Annotated in this window: 21 protein-coding genes, 1 tRNA gene, 1 other RNA gene and 1 pseudogene; 7 read left to right on the forward strand and 17 right to left on the reverse strand. The window is 64.7% G+C overall.

From position 1 onward, the window contains the following. Nucleotides 1–3 precede the first annotated feature (3 nt). The 4 genes from alaS to C100_RS36180 form a co-directional block, all read right to left on the reverse strand. Nucleotides 4–2,670 carry an alanine--tRNA ligase gene (gene alaS, locus C100_RS36165; protein WP_024019950.1) on the reverse strand — a complete coding sequence of 889 codons (2,667 nt, stop codon included), beginning with the start codon at nt 2,668–2,670 and terminating at the stop codon, nt 4–6. 198 nt (nt 2,671–2,868) lie between these two features. Continuing rightward, nucleotides 2,869–4,128 carry a M24 family metallopeptidase gene (locus C100_RS36170; RefSeq protein ID WP_024019951.1) on the reverse strand — a complete coding sequence of 420 codons (1,260 nt, stop codon included), beginning with the start codon at nt 4,126–4,128 and terminating at the stop codon, nt 2,869–2,871. Next, on the reverse strand, nt 4,115–4,741 hold the full coding sequence (locus C100_RS36175) for a glutathione S-transferase family protein (protein WP_024019952.1): 627 nt from the start codon (nt 4,739–4,741) through the stop codon (nt 4,115–4,117). Before C100_RS36175 ends, C100_RS36170 begins: the two co-directional genes overlap by 14 nt. A gap of 145 nt (nt 4,742–4,886) precedes the next feature. Beyond that, nucleotides 4,887–6,998 carry a malate synthase G gene (locus tag C100_RS36180; protein ID WP_024019953.1) on the reverse strand — a complete coding sequence of 704 codons (2,112 nt, stop codon included), beginning with the start codon at nt 6,996–6,998 and terminating at the stop codon, nt 4,887–4,889. A 99-nt stretch (nt 6,999–7,097) separates the two neighbouring features. Here C100_RS36180 and C100_RS36185 point away from each other — a divergent pair, with 99 nt between their 5' ends. From C100_RS36185 to C100_RS36190, 3 genes are read left to right on the forward strand one after another with little or no spacing between them, the layout of a single operon-like run. Further along, on the forward strand, nt 7,098–8,018 hold the full coding sequence (locus C100_RS36185; RefSeq protein WP_024019954.1) for a LysR family transcriptional regulator: 921 nt from the start codon (nt 7,098–7,100) through the stop codon (nt 8,016–8,018). Nucleotides 8,019–8,028: 10 nt separating this feature from the next. Beyond that, nucleotides 8,029–10,302, forward strand: coding sequence for an NADP-dependent malic enzyme (locus C100_RS0124675; protein ID WP_031309463.1), 2,274 nt, complete (start codon nt 8,029–8,031; stop codon nt 10,300–10,302). 40 nt (nt 10,303–10,342) lie between these two features. Continuing rightward, nucleotides 10,343–11,044, forward strand: a complete 702-nt coding sequence (locus tag C100_RS36190; protein ID WP_031309466.1) for a L,D-transpeptidase family protein — start codon at nt 10,343–10,345, stop codon at nt 11,042–11,044. Here C100_RS36190 and C100_RS36195 read toward each other — a convergent pair. Then, nucleotides 11,041–11,931: an EamA family transporter gene (locus tag C100_RS36195; protein ID WP_031309468.1), complete on the reverse strand. Its 891-nt coding sequence runs from the start codon at nt 11,929–11,931 to the stop codon at nt 11,041–11,043. The genes C100_RS36190 and C100_RS36195 overlap by 4 nt on opposite strands. A gap of 162 nt (nt 11,932–12,093) precedes the next feature. Between C100_RS36195 and C100_RS36200 the strand changes: the two genes are divergently transcribed. From C100_RS36200 to C100_RS36210, 3 genes and pseudogenes are all read left to right on the forward strand, one after another. Then, on the forward strand, nt 12,094–13,302 hold the full coding sequence (locus C100_RS36200) for an MFS transporter (protein WP_024019957.1): 1,209 nt from the start codon (nt 12,094–12,096) through the stop codon (nt 13,300–13,302). 40 nt (nt 13,303–13,342) lie between these two features. Next, a pseudogene (locus C100_RS49375) lies at nt 13,343–14,562 on the forward strand (aspartyl/asparaginyl beta-hydroxylase domain-containing protein). A 108-nt stretch (nt 14,563–14,670) separates the two neighbouring features. Continuing rightward, on the forward strand, nt 14,671–15,345 hold the full coding sequence (locus C100_RS36210) for a YitT family protein (protein ID WP_024019958.1): 675 nt from the start codon (nt 14,671–14,673) through the stop codon (nt 15,343–15,345). A gap of 29 nt (nt 15,346–15,374) precedes the next feature. Here C100_RS36210 and C100_RS36215 read toward each other — a convergent pair whose 3' ends face one another. The 10 genes from C100_RS36215 to C100_RS36255 form a co-directional block, all read right to left on the reverse strand. Continuing rightward, nucleotides 15,375–15,908, reverse strand: coding sequence for a hypothetical protein (locus C100_RS36215; protein WP_024019959.1), 534 nt, complete (start codon nt 15,906–15,908; stop codon nt 15,375–15,377). Continuing rightward, nucleotides 15,895–16,266 (reverse strand): phosphoribosyl-AMP cyclohydrolase, encoded by a 372-nt coding sequence (hisI, locus tag C100_RS36220; RefSeq protein WP_024019960.1) that lies wholly within the window; start codon nt 16,264–16,266, stop codon nt 15,895–15,897. The genes C100_RS36215 and hisI overlap by 14 nt, the downstream gene beginning before the upstream one ends. Before the next feature lie 62 nt (nt 16,267–16,328). Then, nucleotides 16,329–16,405: transfer RNA gene (locus C100_RS36225), tRNA-His, on the reverse strand. Between the two features lie 88 nt (nt 16,406–16,493). Then, the gene (locus C100_RS36230; RefSeq protein WP_052028283.1) at nt 16,494–17,054 is read right to left on the reverse strand and encodes a septal ring lytic transglycosylase RlpA family protein; all 561 of its coding nucleotides are present in this window, start codon (nt 17,052–17,054) and stop codon (nt 16,494–16,496) included. Between the two features lie 310 nt (nt 17,055–17,364). After that, nucleotides 17,365–17,637: an HU family DNA-binding protein gene (locus tag C100_RS36235; RefSeq protein ID WP_024019962.1), complete on the reverse strand. Its 273-nt coding sequence runs from the start codon at nt 17,635–17,637 to the stop codon at nt 17,365–17,367. A 188-nt stretch (nt 17,638–17,825) separates the two neighbouring features. Further along, on the reverse strand, nt 17,826–20,222 hold the full coding sequence (gene lon, locus C100_RS36240; protein WP_024019963.1) for an endopeptidase La: 2,397 nt from the start codon (nt 20,220–20,222) through the stop codon (nt 17,826–17,828). Nucleotides 20,223–20,360: 138 nt separating this feature from the next. Further along, nucleotides 20,361–20,684 carry a YbaB/EbfC family nucleoid-associated protein gene (locus C100_RS36245; RefSeq protein ID WP_024019964.1) on the reverse strand — a complete coding sequence of 108 codons (324 nt, stop codon included), beginning with the start codon at nt 20,682–20,684 and terminating at the stop codon, nt 20,361–20,363. Between the two features lie 3 nt (nt 20,685–20,687). Continuing rightward, a complete protein-coding gene (locus C100_RS36250) occupies nt 20,688–22,313 on the reverse strand; it encodes a DNA polymerase III subunit gamma/tau (protein ID WP_024019965.1) in 1,626 nt (541 codons plus the stop codon). A 51-nt stretch (nt 22,314–22,364) separates the two neighbouring features. Beyond that, nucleotides 22,365–22,462, reverse strand: an RNA gene (ffs, locus tag C100_RS47890) — signal recognition particle sRNA small type. 89 nt (nt 22,463–22,551) lie between these two features. Beyond that, nucleotides 22,552–22,974 (reverse strand): acyl-CoA thioesterase, encoded by a 423-nt coding sequence (locus tag C100_RS36255; RefSeq protein WP_024019966.1) that lies wholly within the window; start codon nt 22,972–22,974, stop codon nt 22,552–22,554. 248 nt (nt 22,975–23,222) lie between these two features. On the opposite strand from C100_RS36255, the gene C100_RS48610 reads away from it, so the two are divergent. Further along, nucleotides 23,223–23,384, forward strand: coding sequence for a hypothetical protein (locus tag C100_RS48610; RefSeq protein WP_024019967.1), 162 nt, complete (start codon nt 23,223–23,225; stop codon nt 23,382–23,384). A 137-nt stretch (nt 23,385–23,521) separates the two neighbouring features. Here the strand turns inward: C100_RS48610 and C100_RS36260 are convergent, their stop codons facing one another. Together C100_RS36260 and C100_RS0124685 are read right to left on the reverse strand one after the other, a co-directional pair. After that, nucleotides 23,522–24,175 (reverse strand): outer membrane protein, encoded by a 654-nt coding sequence (locus C100_RS36260; RefSeq protein ID WP_024019968.1) that lies wholly within the window; start codon nt 24,173–24,175, stop codon nt 23,522–23,524. A gap of 180 nt (nt 24,176–24,355) precedes the next feature. Then, nucleotides 24,356–24,670, reverse strand: a 315-nt coding sequence (locus tag C100_RS0124685) for an L-serine ammonia-lyase, iron-sulfur-dependent, subunit alpha (protein ID WP_031309472.1), incomplete at its 5' end; no start/stop codon positions are given.

The following is a 24,670-nucleotide window of genomic DNA, read 5'->3' on the forward strand; positions in this document are numbered from 1 at the left end:
GCGTCAGGCCGGGACGTTCGCCAGCGCGGCCTTGACCGCGTCGAGCGCAGCCTGCGCCTTATCACCGTCCGGGCCGCCGCCCTGGGCCATGTCGGGACGGCCGCCGCCGCCCTTCCCGCCCAATGCTTCCACGCCTGCGCGGACAAGATCGACCGCATTGATGCTGCCGACCAGATCGTCGGTCACGCCCACCGCAATGGTGGCGCGGCCGTCGACCACGGCGAGCACGGCAGATACACCGCTACCCAATGCCTTCTTGTTGCCGTCTACGATGCCACGCAGTTCCTTGGGGTCGAGCCCGTCGATCACCTGCCCCATGAAATCGATCGCACCGATCTTCTCCGGCCCGGCCGGCTGCGCTGCGCCCCCGCCGCCAAGCGCCAGCGCCTTCTTCGCTTCGGCGAGTTCGCGTTCCAGCTTGCGACTGGTTTCGACCAGGGCGGCGATGCGCGCGGGCACATCCTCCGGCGTGGTCTTGAGCGCGGCAGCGGTCTGCCGCAGCTTGTCATCGCGTTCAGTGAGCCAAAGACGCGCGGCCTCGCCCGTCAGCGCCTCGATCCGACGCACGCCCGAGGAGACGGCGCTTTCGCCGATGATCTTGAACAGGGCGATGTCGCCGGTCGCGCGGACATGGGTGCCGCCGCACAGTTCGACCGAGTAATGCGCGTCGTCGCCCAATGGACCCGAGCGGCCCATGGAAAGGACGCGGACCTCGTCGCCATATTTCTCGCCGAACAGCGCCATGGCGCCCGCCGCGACGGCGTCGTCCGGCGTCATGAGGCGGGTGGTCACGTCCGCATTATGGCGGACCTGCGCGTTCACGTCCGCCTCGATCGCGGCGATCTGCGCATGGGTGAGCGCTTCGGGATGCGAATAGTCGAAACGCAGCCGGTCGGGCGCGACCAGACTACCCTTTTGCGTCACATGCGCGCCCAGTTCCTTGCGCAGCGCGGCGTGGAGCAGATGGGTGGCGCTGTGGTTGGCGCGGATGCGGTCGCGGCGGTCGACATCGACAGCGAGATGGACAGTATCGCCAACCTTGATGCTGCCGGCTTCCACCGTGGCGCGGTGGGCGTGGACGCGGCCCAGCGGCTTGGCGGTATCCTCGACCGCGGCGGCGAACCCGCCCTGCGTCGTGATGCGGCCCGCGTCGCCCATCTGCCCGCCGCTTTCGCCATAGAAAGGCGTCTGGTTGGTGACGATCGTCACCGTCTCACCAGCGTTTGCGCTGTCGAAGTTCACACCGTCCTTGACGATGGCCAGAACCTGCCCTTCGCCGTCCATCGCGGTATAGCCGATGAATTCGGTGTTGCCCGCCTTTTCAGCGATGTCGTACCAGATTTCGTCCGACGCCTTTTCACCCGACCCCTTCCACGCGGCACGGGCGGCGGCCTTCTGCTCCGCCATGGCGGCGTCGAAACCGGCGCGATCGACGCTGAGACCCTGCGTGCGCAGCGCATCCTCGGTCAGGTCGTAGGGGAAGCCGTAGGTATCATAGAGCTTGAACGCGGTTTCGCCCGGCAAGGTGTCGCCTTCGTTGAGGCCGACTGTCGCTTCATCGAGCAGGCGCAGGCCGTTTTCCAGCGTCTTGCGGAAGCGGGTTTCCTCGCGCAGCAAGGTTTCCTCAATCAGCGGCTGGGCGCGCACCAGTTCGGGGAAGGCGCCGCCCATTTCGGAGACGAGGCTCGAAACCAGACGATACATCAGCGGGTCTTTGGCGCCGATGATGTGCGCATGGCGCATCGCGCGGCGCATGATCCGGCGCAGGACATAACCGCGCCCCTCATTCGCCGGCAGCACGCCGTCGGCGATCAGGAAGCTGGTCGAGCGGAGGTGATCGGCGATGACGCGGTGGCTGGCCTGAAATTCGCCGTCGGTGGCGGTGCGGGTGATCGCGCCCGATTCCTCGATCAGCGCCCTGAACGTGTCGGTGTCGTAATTATTGTGGACGCCCTGCATGACGGCGGCAATGCGTTCCAGACCCATGCCGGTGTCGATGGACGGGCGGGGCAGTTCGCTGACGATCTCGTTGGCTTCCTGCTCATATTGCATGAAGACCAGGTTCCAGATTTCGACGAAACGGTCGCCATCCTCTTCCGGCGACCCGGGAGGACCGCCCCATATATGGTCGCCATGGTCGTAGAAGATTTCCGAGCAGGGACCGCAGGGACCGCTGTCACCCATCGCCCAGAAATTGTCCTTGGTCGGGATGCGGATGATCCGCTCTTCGGGCAGGCCGGCGATCTTCTTCCACAGGTCGAACGCCTCGTCATCCGTGTGGTAGACGGTCGCGGTCAGTTTTTCGGCGGGCAGCCCCCATTCCCTGGTCAGCAGCGTCCAGGCATGGGTGATCGCTTGTTCCTTGAAATAGTCGCCGAAGCTGAAATTGCCCAGCATTTCAAAGAAGGTATGATGGCGCGCTGTGTAGCCGACATTGTCGAGATCATTATGCTTGCCGCCCGCGCGCACGCATTTCTGGCTCGACGTCGCGGTCTTGTAGGGGCGGGATTCAAGGCCCGTGAAGACATTCTTGAACGGCACCATGCCCGCATTGACGAACATCAGCGTCGGGTCGTTATGCGGCACCAGCGGCGCGGACGGAACGATGCGGTGCCCGGCGGCCCCGAAATAATCGAGGAAAGAGCGGCGAATGTCGTTGGTCGATGTCATGAGCGGGGATTTAGTGGGAAGCGGGTCGACGCACAAGCGGGGGATTTGAGCGCAGTGGAGTCGCGAACCGAGGTCGATATGGGTGGAGAGCGGACTGGCGGGTTTTCTTGACCCTTGGTCGTCACCCCCAGCCTCATCTCCTTCTGAAAGGCGATGCAGCGGAGCACGGCTCTGGGCCGGGATGACAGCAAGCGAGTGTCAGCCGATCGGCGCCTCGATCGAAACCGGCGGCTTCGAGAACCATTTTGCTCCCTGCGCGGTCATATGGAAACAATCCTCCAGCCGCACGCCCATCGTGCCGGGCAGATACAGGCCAGGTTCGTTGGAGAAGCACATGCCGACGTCCAGCTTCGTGGTTTCGCCATGGACGAGGTTGACCGGTTCATGCCCCTCCATGCCGATGCCGTGGCCGGTGCGGTGGGAGAGGCCGGGGAGCGCGTAGCCGGGGCCGTAGCCGAGGCGCTGATAATAGCCGCGCACCGCGTCATCGACCGATCCGGCCGGAACGCCGAGCTTCGCCGCTTCAATGGCAATTTTCTGCCCCTGCGCCACATCGTTCCAGACCTTGCGCTGCTGCGCTGTCGGCGTCGCCCCATGGACCCAGGTGCGGCTGATGTCGGACTGATAATCCTCCACCGTACAGCCGCAGTCCATCAGCACCACCTCCCCCGCGCGCACCGCCTGCGGCTTGCCCGATCCGTGGGGATAGGCGGCCGCTTCGCCGAGCAGGACGAGGTTGAATTCGACCTGCCCGCCAAGCTGCTTTGTCGCCGCGCTCATCAGCGCGCCGATATCGGCCGGGGTCATGCCCGCCTTCACCTGCGGATAGGTCCAGCGATAGGCGGCGATGGTGACGTCGGAGGCCATCTGCATTAGCGCGATTTCGGCGGCGGTCTTGCGCATACGGATGGCGCGGGTGACGGGGTCTTTCACCAAGGTCGCGGCGGGCAGCGCGGCCTTGAGGCCATCGACCGCGAAATAACGCACCGTTTCCTCGATGCCGATACGGCCCTTCGCCAATCCCCCGGCGGTCAAATAGTCGGCGATCAGGGCATAGGGGCTTTCATGCTCCTGCCACACGCGGACATCGGCGGGGATGGCGAGCGATTCGTCGATCGAGGGTTTCTCGAAGAAGGGACAGACGATGAGCGGCGCGCCACGCGCGGGCAAGATGGCGGCGGTCAGACGTTCCGAGCGGTGCCAGCGTATGCCGGTATAATAGATGAGGCTGGCGCCCGGTTCGATCAGCAGGGCATCAATCCCGGCAGACTGCATCATCGCCTGCGCACGGGCGAGGCGGTCGGCGCGCTCGGCCTTGCCGATCGGGGTGACGGCGCCGGTCAGGGGCCGGAGCGCTTCGGCCGCCCGCTCCTGCGCGAAGAGGCGGGGACTGACAATGCCGACAGCGAAACCGACAGTTGCAAGGTGCAGGAAGGAACGACGATCAGACGTAGGCATAAGGCCCTCCCGCCGCGAGCGCCGCCTGGTACGAAGACCGCGCGTGCATAGTGTCGAGCCAGCGGATCAGATGGGGTCGGCGATCATCGAGGCCGCCGCGCGCGCAGGATGCTTCGAGCGGGAAGCTCATCATCATGTCGGCGGCGGTGAAGACGTCGCCCGCGAAACAGGGGCGGCTCGCCAGCTCTGTTTCCAGCCAGTCGAGATGATCGTCCAGCATCCGCTGCAGCGTCGGGCGCGCCGGGCGACCAAGCAGGCCGAGTTTGCCCACGACCAGCAGCGCCAGCAGCGGCGGCATCATGGAGCCTTCAGCATAATGCATGAACTGGCGGTAGCGGATCGCGCCCGGTGCATCGGACGGCGGGCCGAAGCGACCGCCAGCACGGGTAACGAGATAGTCCATGATCGCGCCAGTCTCGATCAGCCTGTGGCCGTCCACCTCGACAATGGGCGAGCGGCCTAGGGGGTGGACGGCGCGTAGTTCCTGCGGCGCGCGCATCGTCTTGCGGTCGCGTTCGTAACGGCGGACCTCATAAGGTTCGCCCAGTTCCTCCAGCAGCCAAAGGATGCGCTGCGAGCGGCTGTTGTTGAGGTGATGGACGATGATGGTCATAGCGCGGTTCCCATGCTGCGGGCTGGTGTGGGCGTAACGCAGCGCGGGGATTGCGACAACAGCGGAGAGCCGCCTTTGCCATCGCAGCGAAGCAATCCACTGGCGCGCCTCTGGATTGCCTCGCCGCGCCCGCAGTGACGAGGGGTCAGGCTGGGATCAAAGCCTCCGCCTTCTTCTTTGCGCGGAAGGCGTGGAGCAAAGGTTCGGTATAGCCGCTGGGCTGCTGGACGCCCTCGAACACCAGCGCGCGGGCTGCCTGGAAGGCGAGGCTATCCCCTTCCCGGCCGCTCATCGGCTGGTAGAGCGGGTCGTCGCCATTCTGTGCATCGACCTTGGCGGCCATACGGGTCAGCGCGGCATCGACCTGCCCGGCCGTGCAGACGCCGTGGAGCAGCCAGTTGGCCATATGCTGCGAGGATATGCGCAACGTCGCGCGGTCCTCCATCAGGCCGATGTCGTGGATGTCGGGCACCTTGGAGCAGCCGACACCCTGATCGATCCAGCGGACGACATAGCCAAGGATACCCTGCGCATTATTGTCCAGTTCCTGCGCAATTTCTTCTTCTGAGAAGTTGCGGCCGACAGCGACCGGAATGGTCAGCAACTTGTCCAGAGAGGCGATGCCCTCCTCCGCCCGCAACGCCTGCCGGGCGAACACGTCGATGCGGTGATAGTGAGTCGCGTGCAGCGTCGCGGCGGTCGGCGACGGCACCCAGGCGGTGTTGGCCCCGCTCATCGGATGGCCGGACTTTTGCGCCAGCATGTCCGCCATGCGATCGGGCGCGGCCCACATGCCCTTGCCGATCTGCGCCCGGCCCGACAGACCGCAGGCAAGGCCGATCTGGACGTTGCGATCCTCATAAGCCGTGATCCAGTCGGACGACTTCATCTCGCCCTTGCGGATCATCGGACCAGCCTGCATCGACGTGTGCATCTCATCCCCGGTGCGGTCGAGGAAGCCGGTGTTGATGAAGACGATGCGGTCCTTCACCGCATGGATGCAGGCGGCGAGGTTGGCGGAGGTGCGGCGTTCTTCATCCATGACGCCGACCTTGATCGTGTGGCGGGCGAGGCCCAGCATGTCCTCGATCGCGTCGAACAGGCGGTTGGTGAAGGCGGCTTCCTCCGGCCCGTGCATCTTGGGCTTGACGATGTAGATGCTGCCGGCGCGGCTGTTGGCGTGCGCGCCCTTGATGTCGTGCAAGCCGATGAGGCTGGTGACGATGCCGTCCAATATGCCTTCAGGCGCCTCCTCGCCACCCGGCAGGCGAATAGCGGGCGTCGTCATCAGATGGCCCACATTGCGGACGAACAACAGGCTGCGGCCAGGCAGGGTGAGGTTGCCGCCGTCGGGCGCGGTATAGCTGCGGTCGGGGTTGAGCGCGCGGGTCATCATCGCCCCGCCCTTTTCGAATGTATCGGTCAGGTCGCCGCGCATCAGGCCAAGCCAGTTGGCATAAGCGGCGACCTTGTCTGCGGCATCAACGGCAGCGACGGAGTCTTCCAGATCGCAGATGGTTGTCAGCGCGGATTCGAGGATGACGTCAGCGATGCCGGCGGGATCGTCCTTGCCGATCGGATGCGCCGTGTCGAAGATGATTTCGATATGCAGGCCGTTGTGGCGGTAGAGCCGGCCCTTCTCGCTGGTGCCGATGAATTGCGTGGGATCGGCCAGGACGATGTCGCCGCCGGTCAGATCGGCCCAGCTCCCGCTGGCGAGCGGGACGGCCTCGTCGAGAAAGGCCTTGGCCCAGGCGATGACCTGCGCGCCGCGCGCCGCGTCATAGCCCTTGCCGGAGGAGGCGCCGGGGATCGCGTCGGTGCCATAAAGTGCATCATAAAGGCTGCCCCAACGTGCGTTGGCGGCGTTCAGCAGGAAACGGGCGTTGAGGATGGGCACGACCAGTTGCGGCCCGGCAAGCCGCGCGACCTCATCATCGACATGCTCGCTGCCGATCTGGAAGGGCGCGGGTTCGGGGACGAGATAGCCGATTTCGCGCAGGAACGCCTGATAAGCGTCGGCGTCGTGCGGCTGGCCCTTGCGCTGCTCATGCCAGCTGTCGATCTGCACCTGAAACATGTCGCGCTTGCGCAGCAATGCGGCATTGTCCGGCGTGAAGCGGGCGAAGATGTCGGCGGCCGCGCTCCAGAAGGTGTCCGGCGCCAGGCCGGTGCCGGTTAGCGCGCGGTTGTCGATGAAATCGGCCAGTTGCTGTGCGACCTGGAGGCCGGCTTTGTCGATCATGCGGTCGGTCATGGGTCCACTCCATAGATTGGCAATGGATATAGCCGATTCCCATTATGCCGTGTAGGCGATATTATTCGAAGATAGTCATTCCTATGGTGAACGAATGTGATGGACCCCGATCATGAGCTGTTCGTGATGATCGTCGATGAAGGCGGGCTGGCGGCGGCGGGGCGGCGGCTGCATATTTCGCCGGCAATGATGTCCAAGCGGCTGGCGCGGCTGGAAGAACGGCTGGGCGCAAAGCTGGTCCATCGCACGACACGGCGGCTGGCGCTGACGCCGGCGGGCGAGCGGCTGCACGCCGACCTGCGCGGCATTCTCGCTGCGCTGGAGGAGGCCGAGCGGCGCGTAACCGGCGTGTCCGCGATCGCCTCCGGCCCGTTGCGCGTCACCGCGCCCACGTCCTTCGGGCGGATGCATCTGGCGCCTCATCTGCACCATTTCCTCCGCGCATATCCCAAGGTGGAATTGAGCGTCGATCTGACCGACGAATATGTCGACCTGATCGAGGCGCGCGCGGATGTCGCGCTGCGCATCGCCGCCGAACCGGGAGCAGGCTTGGCGGCCCGGCGGCTGAGTGACAATCGGCGCATAATATGCGCCGCGCCCGGCTATCTGGCGCAACTTGGGACGCCCGCGCGGCTGGCCGACCTCAAGAACCATCATCTGCTGGCGGCGGACGGACAATTGCCCTGGCGGCTGATCGGGCCATCGGGGCCGGTCCTGGTCGAGGGACGCAGCCATGTTCGGACCAACAGCAGCGAAGTGGTGCGCGAACTCTGCCTGACGGGCGCGGGCATCGCTCTGCGGTCATCGTGGGACATCAGCGAGGCGCTGACCAAGGGTCATGTCAGACAAATATTGCCCGATCACGAAGGCTCGTCCGAAGTCGGGCTTTATGCAGTCTGGTTGCCGCAGGAAAATCCGCCGCGCAGCCTCCAGGCATTTCTGGACTTTCTTGTCGGACTATATTCGCCCGTTCCGCCCTGGGCGCGTTCGGCCATTGCCCTTGGGGAAACCAGTCTCTAAGGCGCATCGCATGGACGATAATACCCGCCGCGCCGCCCTGGACTATCACCGCTATCCGCAGCCGGGGAAGCTCCGCATCGAGCCGACCAAGCGGATGGTCAACCAGCGCGACCTCGCGCTCGCCTATTCGCCCGGCGTCGCCGCGCCCTGCGTTGAAATCGCCGCCGATCCCGACAAGGCGATGGACTATACCGCGCGCGGCAACCTGGTCGCCGTCATCTCCAACGGCACCGCCGTGCTGGGCCTGGGCGCGATCGGTGCGCTGGCATCCAAGCCGGTGATGGAGGGCAAGGCGGTCCTGTTCAAGAAATTCGCCGACATCGACGTGTTCGACATCGAAGTCGACACCACCGACCCGGACAAGTTCGTCGAGGCCGTCGCGCTGCTGGAGCCCACCTTTGGCGGCATCAATCTGGAAGACATCAAGGCGCCCGAATGTTTCGAGATCGAGGCGCGCCTGAAGGAACGGATGAATATTCCGGTCTTTCACGACGACCAGCATGGCACCGCCATCGTCGTCGCGGCGGCCGTGCGCAACGCGCTGGTCCTTCAGGGCAAGACGCTGGCCGACGCGAAGCTGGTGACGTCGGGCGCCGGCGCCGCCGCCCTCGCCTGCGTCGACCTGCTGGTGTCGATGGGCCTGCCGATCGAAAATGTGACGATGACGGACAAGGACGGCGTCATCCATTCCGGCCGCGAGGGTATGTTGCCCAATATGGCGCGCTATGCCCGCACCACCAATGCGCGCACCCTGCCCGACGTGCTGCCGGGCGCGAACCTGTTCTTAGGGTTGTCGGCGCCGGGCGTGCTGAAGCCTGAATGGCTGCCGTTGATGGCGCCCAATCCGCTGATCTTCGCGCTTGCCAACCCCGAGCCGGAAATCCGCCCCGAAGCGGCGCGCGAAGTGCGGCCCGATGCGATCATCGCCACCGGCCGTTCGGACTATCCCAACCAGGTCAACAACGTCCTGTGCTTCCCCTATATCTTTCGCGGCGCGCTGGATGTGGGCGCGACCCAGATCAACGAGGCGATGAAGGTCGCGGCGGCCGACGCCATCGCCGCCCTGGCCCGGATGCCCGCACATGACAGCGTGGCGCAGGCCTATGGCGGGCGGCGGCTGGTGTTCGGCGCGGACTATATCATCCCGACGCCCTTCGATCCGCGCCTCATTGGCGAGATCGCAGTGGCCGTAGCGCAAGCGGCGATGGATAGCGGCGTTGCGAAGAAGACGCTGGATCTGGACGAATATCGCCGCAAGCTGACGCACCAGAATACGCGATCGGGCCAGTTGATGCTGCCGGTGTTCGAAGCCGCGCGGGGCAGCGGCACCCGCATCGCCTATGGCGAGGGGGAGGATGATCGCGTGCTGCGCGCCATCCGCGATGCGCTGGACGAAGGGATTGTCCGTCCCACGATCGTCGGCCGCCGTCGCATCCTGGAACAGAAGCTGCCCGAACTGGGCATCAGTTTCGACCTGGACAAGGATGTCGAGGTGGTTGACCCGGAAACCGACCATCTGATCCTGGGCGAACTGGTCGAGGCCTATCGCGGGGTCGCCGCGCGCAAGGGCGTGCCGGCCGACGAGATATTGCGCCACGTCTATCGCCGCCCGACCGTCACCGCCGCCATGCTGCTGCGCACCGGCCGCGTCGATGCCGCTCTGGTGGGCGGGCGATCGGAATATTGGGGGCAGGTCGAGCATGTGCTGCGCATCATCGACCGCCTGCCCACCCATAGCCGCGTCTATGCACTGTCGGGCCTGATCCTGGACGCGGGCGCGCTGTTCATCACCGATACCCATATGGTGCCCGATCCGACGACCGAGCAGATCGCGGAAATGACGATAGCCGCTGCGGCCGAGATTGCGCATTTCGGCTTGAAGCCGCGCGTCGCGCTGCTGTCCCACTCCAATTTCGGATCGTCGCACACCGAAAGCGCGCGCAAGATGCGGCGGGCCTATAAGCGGGTGCGCGACATGGCGCCCGAACTGGCGGCGGACGGCGAAATGCATGCCGACGCGGCGCTCAGCCAGGCGCTGCGTGAGCGTTTGATCCCGGATTCACGCTTCGAAGGATCGGCGAACCTGCTGGTGATGCCGAACCTGGACGCCGCGAACATCACTTTGACGGCGCTGTCGGCTTCATCCAGTTCGCCGACTGTCGGGCCGATGTTGATGGGCCTGTCCAAACCCATTCATGTGCTGACGCCGGGCGTCACATCGCGCGGTATTTTGAACCTGACCGCCATCGCGGCGGCCGAAGTGGCGCGGGAAGGCGGAGCTTAACCTTTTCCGCTTATCCTCCGCCACGACTGGAGGCATGACCATGGCAGCTTTGCTCAAGGCGTTGGCGAAAAACATTGGCCCCAAGCTGGTGATCGGCCTGGGGCTGAGTGGCGCGGCGCTGGCGGCGATGCACTGGATCGACCCGCCCGCCGCCCGTGACGCGGCGCCCGCAGAAGCCGAAACCATAGCGGCGCCGGTGAATGCGGCCGCCCCCTCCCCCACCCCTGCCAAACTGGTCGAGCGACGCAGCGACCAGCCCATGGAGATCGATCCCGGCGCCCTGATGGTGAAACGCGTGTTGCCGATCGACGGACCATTCCGCCACGGAGACTATGTCTGGGACGAAAAGGGCGCACCCGCGAGCGGCCCGGTCATCATCACCATCGACCTGAAAGCCGAAACGCTGTCGGTATTTCGCGCCGGTTATGAGATTGGGGCCGCTGTCATCCTCTATGGCGCGACCGACAAGCCCAGCCCACTCGGCGCCTTTCCGATCACGCAGAAGGACGCCGATCATGTGTCCAACCTCTACGACGCGCCCATGCCCTACGCTCAGAGGCTGACCAGCGACGGCGTGTTCATCCATGGCAGCGACGTGGAATATGGCCGGGGCACCCATGGGTGCATCGGCGTGCCGACCGCCTTTGCCAAAAAACTGTTTGGCGTGACGAAGCTGGGCGACATTGCCATCATCACCAATGGCAAGATGCTGAATGTCAACAACGCGCAGGCAGGCACCTAGAGCGGGGCATCTTCGATCCGGGGTTTGCGCGGGATCGTAAGCGCGCTGCCGGCGGAGGCGGCCATGATGCTGACAATCGCGATCCATTGTATCGGCGTCAGTCGCTCGCCCAGAACCAGGAAACCGGCGAGCGCGCCGATAGCCGGCGCCGAACTGAGCAGCAGACCGAAGACCGCTGCCGGCAGCCGGCGCATCGCCTCCATCTCAAGCGAATAGGGCAAGGCGCTCGACAAAAAGGCGACAGCGAAACCGACACCCAGAACATGCGGTGAAACAAAGACCGCGCCGGCCGTTCCCAGCCCCACCGGCGCGATCAGCAGCGCCGCAACCACCATGCCCCAGGCGACGGCGTCTCCGCCCAGCCCCCCCGACACGCGCTTGCCCGTCAGGATATAGAGCGCCCAGCAGACCGCCGCGCCGCAAGCGAAAGCGACACCCAGAGGATCGAGCCTGGCGTCGTTGCGGATCGGCAAGAGCAGCAGCAACCCGGCTACTGCGGCGGCCAGCCAGAGAAAATCGCGCGGTCGACGCGAGCCGAACAGGACGATCGCAAGCGGCCCCGTCACCTCGATCGCGATCGCCGTGCCGAGCGGAATGCGGGCGAACGCCTGGTAGATCAGCAGGTTCATGAGCGCTAGCGTCGCGCCATAAGCCAGCAGCGGCCAGCGCAACGCCGAAGGGATCGGCCGTCGCCATGGCCGACGGAACAGCAGCAGCAGGATCGCCGCCAGGACGATGCGCAACGCCGCGATGCCGGGCGCGCCGACCAGCGGAAAGAGAGACTTGGCGAAGGCGGCGCCCAGGTTCATCGACCCGAGCGACAGCAGGACGGCGCCTGCCCCTATCATCGCCGCGCCGGGCGCATCCTGTCGGTCATCCCTGATCATCTCATCCGCGTTATAGAGCATTTTAGGCGCTGCACTACCGGGTTGAGCCATGCGCCGATTGCAAGCGCCGGAGCGACAGATGCAATAAACTCATACGAATGCGGGATTGACCAGCGCTGTCATCACCCCCATCTGAGGAACTTCCGTATATTGCACTGCAACATGGAGTTCGCCTTGAGCGCCCAGCCCCACCAAGCGCATCCCGCGCTCGTCCTGTTCGCGCTTTCGGTCGGCGCCTTCGCGATCGGCACCACCGAATTCGCGGCCATGAGCCTGTTGCCCTTCTTCGCGCGTGACCTGGGGATCGATGCTCCCACCGCCGGCCATGCGATCAGCGCCTATGCACTGGGCGTGGTCGCCGGAGCGCCGGTCATCGCCGCCTTCGGCGCCCGCCTGCCGCGCCGCACCTTGCTGATCGGTTTGATGACGATGTTTGCATTGGCGAACGGCTTGTCCGCCCTGTCGCCCAGCTATCACTGGATGCTCTTGTTCCGTTTCCTGTCGGGCCTGCCGCACGGCGCCTATTTCGGCGTGGCCGCGCTGGTCGCAGCCAGCCTGGTGCCCATCGAGAAGCGCGCGCAGGCGATCGCGCGCATGTTCGCGGGCCTGACCGTCGCCACCATCATCGGCGTGCCGGTGGCGAACTGGATGGGGCAGGCGCTTGGCTGGCGCTGGGGTTTTGCGGTGGTGGCGGTGCTGGCGCTGGCGACGGTGACGCTGGTGGCGATCCATGCACCCCGCGACAGGGGCGACCCAAAGGCCAGCCCGATGCGCGAACTGACCGCGCTGCAACGGCCGCAAGTCTGGCTGACCCTGCTGACCGGTGCGATCGGCTTTGGCGGCCTGTTCGCGGTCTATACCTATGTCGCATCGACGATGATCGAGGTGACGCATGTTTCGGAAGCCTATGTGCCGCTGGTCCTCGCCATTTTCGGCGTCGGCATGACATTGGGCAATCTCGCCTCCGCATGGCTGGCGGACAAGGCGCTCAATCGCACGGTGATCGGCATCATGTTGTGGAGCGCCGCGTCGCTGGCGCTGTTCCCGCTGATGGCGGGCAATGTCTGGACGCTGGGCCTGGTCATCTTCATGATCGGGCTGGGCGGCGGCCTTGGCACCCCGCTCCAGGCGCGGCTGATGGACGTGGCCGGTGAGGCGCAGACGCTCGCCGCCGCCTTGCACCACAGCGCCTTCAACGTCGCCAACGCGGTCGGGCCATGGCTGGGCGGCCTGTCGATCGCGGCGGGGCACGGGCTTGTATCGACCGGCTGGATCGGCAGCGGGCTGGCGCTGGGCGGACTGGCGGTTTTCCTGTTTGCCATCATGGTCGAGCGCCGGCGATCATCGCTGATCGCCGCACCCGCCGAATAAGCCGCTTCCGCCGATGGTGCTTGCCCGATAAGGCGGGACCATGAACGACCAGGCGAGAGAGACCGGGCTGCGCGAAGCAGCCATGGCGGCATTGCGACGCGGGGATGCAGCAGCGGCGCTGGCCAATTTACGCGCGATGGATGCGCCGCCGCCGATGCTGCTGGCGCAGGCGCATAACCGCACTGGCGATCTGGACGAAGAAGCGGTCGCGCTGCGGCGCATATTGGACAGCGAACCGCGCAACATCCCCGCCCTGCTGGCGATGGGGCAAAATGCGCTGCGCCGGGCGGACGAGCGCGCCGCCACGAGCTGGTTCCGCGCCGCGCTGGCGCAGGCGGCCGCGACCGGCGCCCCGCCCCCGCTCCAGCCGCCGAGCGCGCCGCCACGAGCTGGTTCCGCGCCGCGCTGGCGCAGGCGGCCGCGACCGGCGCCCCGCCCCAGCTCCAGCCGCTGCTCCAGCAGGCGCAGGCCAGCATCGCGCAATCGGCCCAGCGGTTCGAGGATCACCTGACCGCCGCCGTTGCCGACCTGCCGCCGCTGCCCCGCATCGCGCTGGCGACCGACCTGTTGCTGGGCAAGCGCGAAATCTACCTTCAGCAACCCAGCATGTTCTATTTTCCGGGCCTGCCCCAGCGCGCCTTTTACGAACGCGATGCGTTCGAATGGGTCGCGCCGATGGAGGCCATGACCGACGCCATCGTCAGTGAACTGGAAGCGGTGCGCGCACAGGAGCCGGAATTCGCGCCTTATGTCGAAACGCCGGCCGATCGACCGGCACCCAACAATCCGTTGCGCGATGACGCCCGTTGGGGAGCGCTCTATTTCTGGCGAAGCGGCGGCCCGGTGGCGGAGAATGCGGCGCGCTGCCCGACGGTGATGGCCGCTCTTACCCATGTGCCGATGCCGCAGGTGGCCGGCCGATCCCCCATTGCCCTCTGGTCGCTGCTGAAACCCGGCACCCATATCCAGCCGCATCACGGCCTGCTCAATACCCGGCTCATCTGCCACCTGCCGCTGCTGGCGCCAGCCGGTTGCGCGCTGCGCGTCGGCGCCGAAACGCGCGCCTGGACCAAGGGCGAGATGCTGTTGTTCGACGACAGCATCGAACATGAGGCCTGGAACCGCAGCGCCGAAACCCGCGTGGTGTTGTTGTTCGAAACATGGCGGCCGGAAATTGATACGGACGAGCGCGCGGCGCTGACGCGCCTGTTCCAGGCGATCGACAGCTTTGGCCCGGCACAGGTCGATACCGGCGGCTGAGCGACTGGTTGCGATCGGGCCTTTGCAGCGGCGCCATGTATCGTTAAGAGGCCGCCCAACACCATAATAGAGGATGGCCCAGGGCGCTCTTCCACCACGGATTTCGCCATGCCCTCTGTCGTGCCCCCTATTGTAACACCGGTCGCGCCCCCGGTCGCGCCCCCGACCGCACCTTTGCAGGCCCAGCCTGCCCGTCCCCACAGCCTTGCCGAAGACGGCTATGCCATCGCCATCGGCTGCGCCTTCATCGCGCTGGGGCTGATGCTGCTCAAACAGGCCAATCTGGTGACGGGCGGCATGGCGGGCATCGCCTTGCTTGTGTCCTATCTCGTCCCCTGGTCGCCCGCGACGCTGTTCATCCTGATCAACATTCCGTTTTTCCTGTTCGGCGGGCGGGCGATGGGCCTGGCCTTTGGCCTGAAGACGCTGTTTGCCAATGTCGCGATCATGGCGCTGGGCCTGATGATGCCCTGGGCGATGCAGGTCGCCAAGATCAGCCCGCTCTTTGCCGCCCTGTTCGGCGGATCGATCATCGGCTTCGGCATCCTGGCCATCGCGCGCCATGGCGCGGGCGTCGGCGGCGTGGGCGTGGTCGCGCTGATCCTGCAAAAGTCGCGCGGCTGGAATGCGGGGCGCACGCAAATGGGATGCGACATATTGATCCTGCTCGCGTCGCTCCCTGTGCTCAGTCCCGACCGGTTCGGCCTGTCAATTCTTTCGGCGGCGGCGATCAACGCGGTGCTGATCGTCAACCATCGCCCCGGCCGCTATATCGGGCATTAGAGCGCGAATTTCACCGGCCGGCAAATCCGCTAGCTCCTGCAGAGCGGATCGCCGTCCCGATCGCGCGCGCGCAGGGCGGTGGCGGCGTCATTGGCGATGCGCGGGAAGCTGACGCCTTCCAGCGAGCCGCGCCCTTCGCACAGGTCGGCGCAGGCCATGTCGACGACGCCGGGGAGCGCCACCTGGTCGCCATCATATTGGGCGACGATGATGCAGCGGTCGCCGCCCTTGAAACTGAGGATCAGCTTGTCGCCCGCCCGCCGCGCCGTCCCGCGCCCCCGACAAGCGGGCTCCTCGCCGAACACGGCTTCCAGGCCGAAGCGAAAAGCACCCTCCGTGCCGGGAATGACGCATAAAGCGTCCCGCCCGGCCTCATGGCGGTTCTGGAACAGACCGACCGGGGAGATTTTGCCGGGGTCGGCGATGGCGCCGCTCTCGATCGCGGCGCGCTCCAGCCGGGACGCAGAGGCGCCACCGCCGGGCGCGGGTGTTGCGTCGCCACCTGCCGGACTGCGCTGGCAGGCTGCCAGAAGGACGAGAAGCGCGAGGCTATTGCGCCGCATCGACCCTGCTGAGACCTTCCGGCCCGACCCGGCGGAAAAAGCAGGAGCGGGCGCCGGTGTGGCAGGTGGGACCGGCCGGCACCGCTTTCACCCAGACCGCGTCCTGATCGCAATCGATGCGAATGTCGCGGACTTGCAGCATATGGCCCGAGGTTTCGCCCTTCTTCCACAATGCCTGCCGGCTGCGGGACCAGAAATGCGCCAAGCCGGTGTCGATGGTCAGTTGCAGCGCCTGCGCATTCATATGCGCCACCATCAGCAACTCGCCGCTCGCATCATCGGTCACGACAGCCGTGATCAGGCCGTCCCGGTCATATTTTGGATTAAGGGTCAGACCCCGGTCGCGTGCATCCGTCATGGCCGCGCTATAGAGGCGATTACGCCCTCTGCGAAGCCCATGCGCAGGAAAAACGAGAGAAATGGGGCGATCGACGGGATCCGAACCCGCGACCTCCGGTACCACAAACCGGCGCTCTAACCAACTGAGCTACGATCGCCACGGGGGCCGTTGGCCCCGAGAGACAGGGCACATATGCGGCCGATCCCCCCCCGTCAAGCGGACAAATCACGCATCCGCAAATTCTGTCACCGCCCCCCGGCGGCCAGTTGCGCACGCAGATTGGCCAGCGCGGTTTCCGACAGGCGAGGCCGCTCGCGCGCGGGCTTGCCCTTGCGCAGGCGCGCACGGTCCTTTTCCGGCGGATCGACGCGCCGCACCCGCACGGCCGCATGACCCTGCGCACGGATGCCCAGTTCATCGGCCGCGCCGCGCGACAGATCGATGATGCGCCCGTGCCCGGCAAAGGGGCCACGATCATTGACCCGCACCAGGATGGTCCGTCCGGTGTCGAGCGCCGTTACCTCGACATAGCTGGGCAGCGGCAGCGTGACATGCGCGCCGGTGATCCATTTGGCACGAAAGCGTTCGCCATTGGCGGTGCGATTGCCCGATTCCGATCCATACCAACTGGCATAGCCAAGCATGTCATAAGCCGGGTCGGCGGCGGGCACATAGGTCGCCCCGCGCACCTTATAAGGCGGCCCGATGCGAACGGGCGTATCCATGACCGGGCGGAAATTCCCGCCCCCACAAGCCGCCAGCGCAAGCGCCGGGGCGGCGCACACCATCCTTGTCCATAGTGTCATGCGCCTTCCCTAGCGCATCAGGCGCAAGGGTGGGAACCGGTTTTGCGCGGACGGTGACGCGATCGCAAGAGCCTGTGGCGCGCCCGCGCCGGCTTGGTGGGCAGCATCGGCGACTGCCATCGTCCATACATCGGGATAAGCGCATACGGAAAAGGGGCGAAGACAGCCTGTCTTCACCCCTTCGCTTTCGGCATCTCGCTGATCAGGGTTCATCCCTTCACGATCAGCGTCACTCTCCTAATGCTTTCCGACCGCGACGCCGGCAATGGTCAATCAGAGCGAGCGTCCGTTGGAGCGGACGCCCTGGCCCTTAGTTGACCGAGTCCTTCAGGCCCTTGCCGGCCTTGAACTTGGGCTGGGCGGAAGCCTTGATGGTCATCGTTTCGCCGGTGCGCGGGTTGCGACCGGTCGATGCCTTGCGCTGCGAAACGGAGAAAGTGCCGAAACCCACGAGGCGCACTTCGTCGCCCTTCTTCAACGCGCCGGTGATGGCGTCGAACACGCCTTCCACTGCCTTGGTCGCGTCATTCTTGCTGAGGCCGCTGCTTTCAGCAACTGCGCTGATCAGATCCTGCTTGTTCATGCCTTGGGAACCCCCTTGTGCTGTTGGTTGTTTAGGAATCGCGGCGTAGGCGGGGCAATAAGGCGCGGTTTCCTGCGCCTGTCAAAGAGAAAGCGACGAAGACCCCCGGTTTGTCCAAATTTTGCGGCCTGTCGCACAATATGGAGCAAAGTCGAGGAGTTCCGCCATTTGTTTCACTTTGGTGACATTTAGTGCCGCCAGGTGGGATCGCTATCACGTCCCGCCAAGTTGGATGGTTGTGCCGCGAGGTCATCTTCTTCCGTCCAGGCGATCGCCTCGGGCACCGAGAGGAGCGCCCGGGCCAGAACCTCATCGACGTGGGACACGGGAATGATGTCCAGCCCCTCGCGAATGTTGGATGGAATTTCCGCTAGGTCTTTCTCATTTTCCTGCGGGATGAGCACCGTCTTGATGCCACCGCGCAATGCCGCCAGCAGCTTCTCCTTGAGGCCGCCGATCGGCAGCACCCGGCCGCGCAAAGTCACCTCTCCGGTCATCGCCACATCCTTATGGACAGGAATGCCGGTGAGGGTCGACACGATGGTCGTGACCATGCCGATGCCGGCCGAAGGCCCATCCTTGGGCACCGCGCCTTCGGGCAGATGGATATGGATGTCCTTGCGATTGAACACGCTCGGCTTGATGCCATAGCCCGGTGAGCGCGCCTTCACATAGGAGAAGGCGGCCTGAACCGATTCGTTCATCACTTCACCGAGCTTGCCGGTGGTCTTGATCGCGCCCTTGCCAGGCACGGTGACCGCTTCGATGGTGAGCAGTTCCCCACCCACTTCGGTCCAGGCAAGGCCGGTCACGGCGCCGATCTGATGCTCTTCTTCACCCACGCCATGGCGGAATTTCCGCACGCCGGCATAGTCGGCCAGATTGTCAGGCGTGATGACGATCTTGTCATATTCGCCTTCCAAAATCTTGCGCAGGGCCTTGCGCGCCAGACGCGCCATCTCACGCTCCAGCGTGCGGACCCCGGCTTCGCGCGTATAGTAGCGGATCAAATCGCGGATCGCTGGCTGGGTGACTTCCACCTCGCCATCCTTGAGGCCATGCGCGTCGATCTGCTTGGGCAACAGATGCCGCTCCGCGATCTCGACCTTCTCATCCTCCGTATAGCCTTCGAGTCGGATGATCTCCATGCGGTCGAGCAAAGGTTGCGGCAAATTCAACGAGTTGGCGGTCGTCACGAACATGATGTCTGAAAGATCGACGTCGATCTCCAGATAATGGTCCTGGAATTTGCTGTTCTGTTCGGGGTCCAGCACCTCCAGCAGCGCCGAAGCCGGGTCGCCGCGGAAATCCTGGCCGAGCTTGTCAATCTCATCGAGCAGGAAGAGCGGGTTCATCGTGCCCGCTTTTTTGAGGTTCGACACGATCTTGCCCGGCAGCGAGCCGATATAGGTCCGCCGGTGGCCGCGTATCTCCGCCTCGTCGCGCACGCCGCCCAGCGACTGGCGCACGAATTCGCGGCCGGTCGCCTTCGCGATGCTGCGGCCAAGCGATGTCTTGCCGACACCCGGCGGGCCGACGAGGCACAGGATCGGCCCTTTCAGCTTGTTGGTGCGCGCCTGCACGGCCAGATATTCGATGATCCGGTCCTTGACCTTCTCCAGCGCGAAATGATCCTCATCCAGAATCCCCTGCGCTTTTTTGAGGTCGGTCTTGACCTTGCCCTTCTTGCCCCAGGGCAGGCCCAGCAGCACGTCGAGATAGTTGCGCACCACCGTCGCTTCGGCCGACATGGGCTGCATCGCCTTGAGCTTCTTCAACTCGGCGGTCGCCTTGGCGCGGGCTTCCTTGCTAAGCTTGGTCTTGGCGATCTTCTCGGTCAGTTCGGCAAGTTCATCGCCTTCCTCACCCTCGCCATTGCCCAGTTCGCGCTGGATCGCCTTCAATTGCTCGTTGAGATAATATTCGCGCTGGGTCTTTTCCATCTGGCGCTTCACGCGGCCGCGAATCTTCTTTTCGACCTGGAGCACGCCCAGTTCGCCTTCCATGAAGGCGAAGACCATTTCCAGCCGCTTGACCGGATCGGCTTCGACCAGCAGCGACTGCTTGTCGGACACCTTCACGTTGATGTTGGCCGCGACGGCGTCGGCCAGACGGCCGGCATCCTCGATCTCGCGCAGCTGAACCGGCGTTTCGGCCGGCAGCTTCTTGTTGAGCTTGGCGTAATTTTCGAACTGTTCGGCAACCGAGCGCATCAACGCGGCGGCTTCCGGTCCTTCGGCGACGACTTCATCCACGGCCGATATTTCGGCGGTCAGATAGGTGTCGGTCGTCTCCATCGCGCTGAGCTGCGCGCGATGCTTTCCTTCGACCAGAACCCGCACGGTCCCGTCAGGCAGCTTGAGCAGTTGCAGCACGACGGCCACGACGCCGGTGTCGTAAAGCGACTCCCGGCCCGGATCATCCTCCGCCGGGTCGAGCTGCGAAACGAGGAAGATTTCCTTGTCGCCTTCCATCGCGGCCTCAAGGGCGGCGACGCTCTTGTCACGCCCGACGAAGAGCGGAACGATCATCTGCGGGAAAACGACGATGTCGCGCAACGGCAGAAGGGGGTAATGCGTAGTCATTCAGTCTCCGGGGCCATGGCTGCGGCCCATCCATGCGGTTCATCGCCTTTATGGGGATGCCCACCGCGTCAATCAATCTGCACTTGTCATAACAGGGCAACAATGAACCGGCGGTGATCGCACCCGCGCCGCGCCCGATCAGAAAGGCAGCTTGAAACCGGGGGGCAGCGGCAAGCCGGCGGTCATCTTGCCCATTTCGGCATTGCTGACCTCATCGGCCTTTTTGCGCGCATCATTGAAAGCGGCGGTGACCAGGTCTTCCAGCATCTGCTTTTCCGACGGCGCCAGCAGGCTGTCATCAATCGACACGCCGACGATCCGCCCCTTGGCCGAAGCCCGCACCTTGACCAGGCCGCCGCCTGCCGAACCCTCGACCTCCAGCTTGTCGAGATTGTCCTGCGCCCGTTGCAATTCTTCCTGAACACGGCTCGCCATGCCCAGGATTTCATTCAGGTCTTTCATCTGTCACGCACTCCATTGTTCGAGCCGGTCGTCAAGCTCGGCATCGGGGAAGGCCGCCATCGCCGCCTTGACCACCGGGGTTTCCAAAATCTGCGCGCGGGCGTCGGCCGCCCTGCGCTGTTCCTGCTCCAGCAGCGTGGGTTCGCCGGGTGCGTCGCTCTGCGCCACCTGCCATGCCGTCCCCGTCAACTCGCGCAGCGCGGGCAGCAGCCGGGAGGCAAAGTCCGCGGGCAACTGCGGCGTCGGACGATAATCGAACTGCGGCGGCGCATACCGCACGACACCCACGCAATCGTGCAGTTCCTGCGCCAACTGCCCCTTGCCGCGCTGCCAGAAAGCCTCGATCAGATCGGCGAAGGTTGCGGGCAACTGCGCGGACGGCGGGGACGTCGCCGCGGGGGCGCCCGGCCCGGCCCCAACCCCAGCCCCAGCCCCGCCGGGCGCCGCGACCGGCCCGCCATCGCGCAGCATCCGCGCAATCTCACCGGGATCGGGCATGGTAGCCGCGTGCATGACGCGCAGCAGCGCCATCTCGCAACTTTCGATCGGCAGGACGGCGCTCGCCACCTCATCATGCCCCTTGAGCAGCAATTGCCAAAGGCGATGCAGCGGCGCGAAGCCCAGTTGCGCCGCCCAGTCGGCCAGCGCCTCACGCTCCTCGGCCGACTGGCCGGGGTTGGCAATATCGCGCCCGGCCTTCACCAGCGTCACGGCATGGACCAGTTCCATCAGCCCGCGCATCAGCGCCAGCGGCTCGACCCCCAGCGCATAATGATCGCGCACCGCGCCCAGCAGGGCGCTGGTCTCTCCCTCCAGCAGCAGGCCGAGCAGCCGGCGCACCGATCCGCGATCGGACAGACCCAGCATGTCGCGCACCTGCGCGGCGGTGACGAGGGGCGCGCCCTCCCCCATTTCCGCATGGGCGATCGCCTGGTCCAGGATCGAAAGCCCGTCGCGCGCCGAGCCTTCGGCCGCCTGCGCGATGAGGGTCAGCGCCTCCGGCTCCGCCGCGACATTTTCCGCCTCCACCACATGGGCGAAATGCGCGCCGAGCAGTTCCGCTGGAATGCGCCGCAGGTCGAAACGCTGGCAGCGCGCGAGGATGGTGACGGGCACCTTGTTGATTTCCGTCGTGGCCAGGATGAACTTCACATGTTCGGGCGGCTCTTCCAACGTCTTCAACAGGGCGTTGAAGGCGTTTTTGGACAGCATATGCACTTCGTCGATGATATAGACTTTGTAGCGCGCCGAAAACGCGCCCTTCCCCGCTATATCGATGATCGCCCGAATATCGTCGACGCCGGTGTGACTGGCGGCGTCCATTTCGATGACGTCCATGTGGCGACCCTCCGCGATACCCCGGCAGGGATCGCACACGCCGCACGGATCGATCGTCGGACCACCCTTTCCATCAGGGCCTTCGCAGTTGAGCGCCTTGGCAATGAGGCGGGCCGTCGATGTCTTGCCGACCCCCCTGACCCCCGTCATGATGAAGGCGTGCGCCAGCCGCCCGCGCCGGATCGCATTGCCCAGCGTCTGCACCATCGCATCCTGCCCGATCAGTTCGCTGAAGCTGCGCGGACGATATTTGCGCGCGAGGACGCGGTAGGGCTGCGGTGAATCGGACATTGGCCTGTCCTAACCGTTCGGGCCGGCATTGTCGAAGCCGGATGAAGAATGGAGGGTGGGAGCCGGGACGACCCGCGGCGGAATCACTGTGGCTGCTTCCGTCAGGACCTGACCAGGTTCGCGACGGCCTCGTCCGCCCGACTCCCGATCGGGCATATGGCGAAGTGACGCCGGGATAGCAAGAGGGCGCATATTGCGGAGGCCGCGCTACATCATCAACGCACCCTCGCGAACGATCCTAGCGATCAGATGCGGTGGCTTCGTCGGCGGCGAAGAAATGCTGGATGACGTCACGCGCCAGGCGGACCGGGCGCAATGTGCTCGCATCGACGCAGCACCAGCTCGACTTGACCTCGGCCAGGACTTCCTCACCCCGACGGATGATGGTTTCATAGAAGGCGCGCGCGCCCTGCACTTTTTCCAGCAGGACCGTCGCGATCACCTCATCATTAAGGAAAGTCGGGTTGCGGTAGGTGATTTCGTGCTTGAGCGCGACCCAGAGATGCTCGGCGACCGCTTCGGCCGGCGCAAGCGCCCTCCAATGGTCGAGCACGGCGCTCTGCACCCATTTGAGATAGCTGGCATTGTTGACATGACCCATGAAGTCGATGTCGTCCGGCTCGATGCCGACGGGATAGAGATGGGGAATCGCGTTACTCACAATGATGTAAATATCATCCCTGCACGCGGGCAGATAGGGGGTTTGCGGTCATGGACGCAATTTTGGCCCTGGCCGATGCCTATCGGGCGGCCTGGCCCCCCGCATTTTCATCCCATTAGGCGACACGCCCACCTTTTGAGTTGAAAGGAGGATTATCCTTGCTGCACCGCAGCGTTAAACATTGACTTGATCGCACATTGGTTCATTCTGTGTCGCAAGCGTAATCAACAATTTGGGTGGGATTTATAATGGCGATTAGCAAGGACGCGGCGGCGCAAGCGGCGGCACAATTGACCCAGGCCTGGGCCATCCGATCCGGCGTCAAGAAGCCCGATCCCAAAAAGCCGATCGAAGATCAGGTAATTACCATATACAATCGCTTTCTTGCCGCAGTGCAACAATCGGACTAGCCGACAGAGGAGGGGGGACGGCAGTCGCCGATCCTTTCGCCTGCTTCGCAACGGACCTGGTGATTCGGATCAATTTTGGATGGTCCCGTCCCGATGACGAAGGGCAGGTCACACGGCCTGCCCTTCGCTCGATCCGCCTAGAAGCGCCAGCCGACGCTGGCCACCACTTGATGGCGGTCGGTGTCGATGTCGAAATCGCTGCTGGTCCCGCCGTCCATATAGTCGATATGGGCGTCGGTATAATTGGAATAGCGATATTCGAGTTTCGCGAAGGTGTTCGTGTTGATCGCGCGTTCAACGCCGGCACCGACTCGCCAGCCATCCAGCTTGAATGAGGTGTCGGTCGTGTCGTTCGTATTGCCGGCCAGCACGTTGAGCTTGCTGTTCGTGTAGCCGCCCTTCACATAGACGAGGGTTTGAGGGTTGGCGAGAATACCGGCGCGCGCGCCGATATAGAGATCCCGGCCCTGGCTGACCCGGCCGAAACCGAACTGGTCCGTCAGGTCGTAGCGATCGCTCTTGGCCGTGGAATCCGTCCATTCGCCTTCAACGCCCACGACGGCGCTGCCGAGATTAACGTCATAACCAGCGCCAATGCCGTAGAGCAGGCCGTCGATCGACTGGTCGTCGCGACCATCATCATTGTCGATATCGCTGCCGGCGCCGACATGGTCATAGCCCAAGATCGCTTCGACCCTCGGCCCGGTGAAAGTCGGGCCGACATCCTGCGCGAGCGCTGGGGTGGCGACGGTTGCGCCGGCCAGAAGAGTTGCGACCATCAACTTACGCATAACAGATACTCCATTCGTCATTCGTTTCCCCTGCCGGGGACGTGACGCTGAAGCCGGAGCCAAGCCGTTAGTTTCATGAACGGGAGATAAACGCTTGATTATGTAGCATTAATGCCACGAAATTCGCTCAATTCGTCGCGTCGCCGTGCGGAGGAAGCGACCAAGCGAAAAGCCATCCCCTCAACATTCCACAACATTGACGGCCAGGCCACCGAGCGAGGTTTCCTTGTAACGGCTCGCCATATCCTCGCCGGTCTGGCGCATGGTTTCGATCACCGCGTCCAGGCTGACGATATGCCGGCCGTCGCCCTGAAGCGCGAGATAGGCTGCGTTGATCGCCTTGACCGCGCCCATGGTGTTGCGTTCGATGCAGGGTATCTGGACGAGACCGCCAATCGGATCGCAGGTGAGGCCCAGATTATGCTCCATGCCGATTTCGGCGGCATTTTCGATCTGGGGATTGGTGCCGCCCAGCACCGCGGCAAGGCCCGCCGC

It is taken from the genome of Sphingobium sp. C100, from assembly GCF_000508185.1.
Taxonomy (GTDB): domain Bacteria; phylum Pseudomonadota; class Alphaproteobacteria; order Sphingomonadales; family Sphingomonadaceae; genus Sphingobium.